A 1164-nucleotide genomic window follows, 5' to 3' on the forward strand; every position below is an offset into this window, starting at 1 on the left:
CGGTTTGCGGTATTGGGCGCCTAAAATTAATAATCTCACGGCTAAGGGGTCATATTTTGCCAATAACTCGCGAATAGTGATGAAATTACCGAGGGATTTTGACATTTTTTCCCCGGCCACCTTGACCATGCCATTATGTAACCAATAGTGGGCCAGAGGTTTACCCGTAGCGGCTTCACTTTGGGCGATTTCGTTTTCGTGGTGGGGAAAAATTAGATCACTTCCCCCCACATGAATATCGATAGTTTCTCCCAATTGTTCTTTGACCATGGCCGAACATTCAATATGCCACCCCGGACGACCTTGACCCCAGGGAGAATCCCAACTAGGTTCCCCCGATTTTGCCCCCTTCCAGAGGGCAAAATCAAAGGGGTCTTGTTTCTTAATTGCTTCCGGGTCGTCGGTTTCTACCCGGCCGCTGGCGCCGGCTTGCAGATCATCCAGTTTTCGCCCTGATAGTTTGCCATAATCAGAAAAACGACGGACGGAATAGTAAACATCGCCATCGCTGGGGTAAGCATAGCCTTTTTGTTCTAATTCATAGACTAGGCGCTTGATACCGTCGAGGGTATGAGTGGCCCGGGGATAAGCGTCCGCCGGTCTGACTCCTAATTTTGCCATATCCTCAAAGTAGGCCTGGATAAATTTCTCGGCCACGGCTGCCATGGTGGTATGTTCATTTTTAGCCCGATTGAGAATTTTATCGTCAATATCGGTGAAATTCTGAATATAGCGCACTTTATAACCGAGATACTCCAAATAACGCCGCACCACATCCCAAACCACACAGGTACGCGCATGACCCAAATGGCAATAATCATAGACGGTAATGCCGCAGCAATACATGGAGACCATGCCCGGGATGAGGGGGGTAAAGGGTTCTTCGCGACGACTGAGGGTGTTGTAGAGGATTAAGGTCATGGATGGAGAAATTTTTTTCTGGGGGAAAAGGCTAGTCCAATTTTATAGCAGTTATTTTCAGTTATCAGTGATCAGTTATCAGTGATCAGTTATCAGTGATCAGTTATCAGTGTAAGTATCTAAGCACAATTAATTACACATCTAAGCCACTACTCCGTCAGACTTCTGCGGTGGTGAGCAAACAGAGAACTGAAAACTCAAATCCGATCCCTAATAGCTGTATCCCGTCTCCTGTCTCCTGTC

At 47.0% G+C, this 1164-nt stretch carries 1 protein-coding gene; it reads right to left on the reverse strand.

The window, feature by feature from the left end; genetic code table 11:
- Nucleotides 1-921, reverse strand: a 921-nt coding sequence (cysS, locus tag PX481_RS22595) for a cysteine--tRNA ligase (protein ID WP_288096164.1), incomplete at its 3' end; no start/stop codon positions are given.
- Nucleotides 922-1164: the final 243 nt, after the last annotated feature.

The organism is Microcystis sp. M53603_WE2, assembly GCF_030065435.1.